The sequence below is a fragment of the Psychrobacter sp. AOP31-B2-9 genome (genome assembly GCF_052378005.1).
Classification (GTDB): domain Bacteria; phylum Pseudomonadota; class Gammaproteobacteria; order Pseudomonadales; family Moraxellaceae; genus Psychrobacter.
Genome location: NZ_JBQSXG010000224.1, coordinates 1 through 2,963, shown reverse-complemented (window position 1 = coordinate 2,963; position 2,963 = coordinate 1). Strand labels below are relative to the sequence as shown.

At 38.9% G+C, this 2,963-nt stretch carries 4 protein-coding genes; 2 read left to right on the top strand and 2 right to left on the bottom strand.

Annotated features, from left to right (window positions below):
• Window positions 1-96: 96 nt before the first annotated feature.
• Together ACT3SX_RS14590 and ACT3SX_RS14585 are read left to right on the top strand one after the other, a co-directional pair.
• Window positions 97-705, top strand: coding sequence for a hypothetical protein (locus ACT3SX_RS14590; RefSeq protein WP_444761809.1), 609 nt, complete (start codon window positions 97-99; stop codon window positions 703-705).
• 47 nt (window positions 706-752) lie between these two features.
• Window positions 753-1,268 (top strand): hypothetical protein, encoded by a 516-nt coding sequence (locus ACT3SX_RS14585; protein ID WP_192524659.1) that lies wholly within the window; start codon window positions 753-755, stop codon window positions 1,266-1,268.
• A gap of 103 nt (window positions 1,269-1,371) precedes the next feature.
• Here the strand turns inward: ACT3SX_RS14585 and ACT3SX_RS14580 are convergent, their stop codons facing one another.
• Both ACT3SX_RS14580 and ACT3SX_RS14575 read right to left on the bottom strand, forming a co-directional pair.
• On the bottom strand, window positions 1,372-2,781 hold the full coding sequence (locus ACT3SX_RS14580) for a DUF3631 domain-containing protein (protein WP_443562264.1): 1,410 nt from the start codon (window positions 2,779-2,781) through the stop codon (window positions 1,372-1,374).
• A 2-nt stretch (window positions 2,782-2,783) separates the two neighbouring features.
• Window positions 2,784-2,963: helix-turn-helix transcriptional regulator (locus tag ACT3SX_RS14575; RefSeq protein ID WP_444761808.1), on the bottom strand; the 180-nt coding region annotated here is incomplete at its 5' end.

Below are 2,963 nucleotides of genomic sequence, written 5' to 3'. Positions count from 1 at the left end.
CAATCACCAAGACAGGTGTGGTTTGATTATTATCGTCAGGCTGCGTAATTAAAATCTCCCAAGTTTATGTGTACGGATTTGACGGCAGGGGTCAAAGTGCTTAATACTAACAGACGCTTTGTCTTAGGTCGCAACCTAAAAGATCTACCTAGCTTACACAAATTCAGCTCAGCACAACTCGGATTAGAAGGAGATATGGAGGTACAGATACCCAAGTCAATCAATCGTCTAAGAGTTAGAGGCTCTGGTAGTCGCTTCGTGCACGGTGGTGCAGCATTACAAGAGATTGTTATTCCACTTTTAAAGGTTAATAAAAAAAGACAAAGCGATATATCGGCAGTTGAGGTTGAGGTACTCCGTGGATCAAACTCAATCATTACTTCAAGTGAACTCAGTATTGGTCTATATCAGAATACTCCAGTAACAGATAAAGTACGACCTAGAATATTAAGGTTGGGGCTATATGCAGACTCTGGTGAGCTAATATCAGATACCCATGAGCTTACTTTTGACTATAGCTCTGAAAATGCGAGAAATAGAGAGCAACAGGTAACGTTACTCCTCACACGAGAGGCAGACGATTACAATAATCGAGAGGTACTGTTAAAGCTTGAGGAGAAGCTAAAGGACACGTCCCACTATACAGAATATAAGTCATTAAGTTACATGGTAAGACGCTCATTTGATAGTAATTTTGACTTTTAATATTTATAAGAAAAACGTTTAATATTTTGAAACCAAAGGAGAAAGTAATGAAGAAAGTGAGTTTGATCTTAGCTAGCTCTCTGATGATGCTTGGTGCATCTACACAAACAAATGCTCAAGCTTCAAAGTACGGTGTTACAGTAGATATGTGTGGATTTGATTACGATGAAGAAGACTTTTGTACTGATAAGCTTTTAAAAAGCTATGCTAAAGTTCTAAAAAATCGTGAAGCAAACTTTGATAATAATAAGATACTGTATATATTTGAAACCAGTGAGTCTGGTTATAATGGCAAAAAACCATATCGCTTGGTAGTCATTAATAAAGATACTAAAACTGTTTCTCCTTTGAGCTACTCTTTGTCAGACGCTAAGGACAGCCGTGGCAATCCAGTTACTATAAATAAAAAAGGTGAAACTATACATTTCGACTTTAGCCCCAAAACAGATAAATTTTGTTTTTCGGGTAATATCGACGCCTATAGAAACTCATACGGTTATGAAGATGGGCCTTTCTGTTTCAAGTATGATCGAGAGTATCAGAGCTTAGTTAGAGAGTATTAATTTTCGATACTACTTTAGAGACTAATAAGAAGTGTAATGTTATAAAGAAATAAGGCCTATATTAAACAGACCTCAGTCCTTTAGGTGCCTCTGTCTAAAGTTATTAGGGCAAGTAGCGACTAAAAGCATCTAAGAAATGATTTAGTTCGTAGCCTCTACCGCATTTAGGTTTCGTTCTAAGGGATTTAGGTTTGATTTTAAATCCTCTTAATAGATCGGAAATTTGCCGATCGGTAATTTTTTTACCATTATGGAATGTTGACCAGTGCATTTCTGGATCTTGGCATAAACTGCTTATTAAGTCTTTGGTTAAAATGCGATCGGTATCCTTTAGTTTGAATATGGTTTGGATATCCGATAATAGCTGCTCACTCAGACTTAGTTCGTCGTTCTCGATACCCGATATCTCGATACAGGCTCTGTAAGCCTGCTCTAGCCAGTTATCACCCAGTATCATAGCTATTTTTAGTAGGATTTCCCAATTGTCCTGCGCACGGTCGTTTATCGTAACAGGCAGTACTGGCTTAGCATCTTTTACTGCTTGCAGATTATCATTCGACCATCTAGCGAGTTTTGACTGAATACTGTTAGTGATATCTTCAGGTAAGTAACGCACTCGTTTTTTTGTCTCATGTTTCATTTTACGCTCTAGAGTGAGCGATATTGACCGATCTATCAATGTACCAGAGATTTTACCAATGCCTGAAATCGCTTTAGCGCAATAAACATTAAACGGCACTGGCTCATTATCATCACCAACACAGCGTATGATATATGCGTTATCGCGACTATGCCCAGCATTTAGTACACTTCGAATGCCCTCGTTATCGTTGATAAACGTGTCAATCTCATCGATGAACAAAGTCGGTTTATATTGTTCAATCGAACGAAATAAAGCAGAGCCAGTAATATTTGATGTTGATAATGGGCGTTTACTCATTCTGCTAATTAAAGTTAACAATGTGCTTTTACCACATCTCTTTTCTGGAGCATTTATCCATGCTATAGGTAGGATATGACTTGCAGGTATAACCCAAGTCATGAGTGTCCAGAGTGTAGTTGCTACTTTTACAGCGTCAGTACAGGCAATGTGATCATCTATTATCTGATATATTTGATCAGCTACTAAGGCAATATCTGTTACCGGTTCTGCGTATGGCTTAGTATCAACGACCAAACTATCAGAGGCCTCAGACTTCAATTTACCCCTAGCTTTCTTGACTAGCTTATCAAGTGATCGAACTGACATATTGTTGAGAGATTTCGCGGTTTCAGTTCGTTCTAGCTCATACTGCAGTTCTGATAATGTGGCAAGCCTATCGATAGTAGTCTGTGCTAAATCCGAGCTAATTTTTAAATCTTGTTGTGGTAAAATAACTGATGATGGCTGGTCAATGTCATCTGTAGTGGTTTTTAAGGGCCGGCCATCCTGCAAGATGGTTGGCTTTTCTATTAGATCGGCTAACTGTTCGTCAACTAGTTCAAAACAGGGGGGGGGATTATGTTTACTCATGATTATGCCTCCCCATCATTAGATGAAGAATGACTCTCTAGCCATGAGTTAACGTCTGATAAACGCCAAAGGCTAGCGCGACCTATTTTTATTGGAGCAGGAAATTTACCCTCATTTATGAGGTGATAGACGTGTTTAGCGGAAAATCCAGTGATGCCGCGCGAGGCGGGTCTGGCCGTAAC

Bases quoted from the DNA above. Each gene is read 5' to 3' on its own strand.
- ACT3SX_RS14580 (WP_443562264.1), bottom strand. From the start codon at position 2,781: ATGAGTAAACATAATCCCCCCCCCTGTTTTGAACTAGTTGACGAACAG.
- ACT3SX_RS14585 (WP_192524659.1), top strand. From the start codon at position 753: ATGAAGAAAGTGAGTTTGATCTTAGCTAGCTCTCTGATGATGCTTGGT.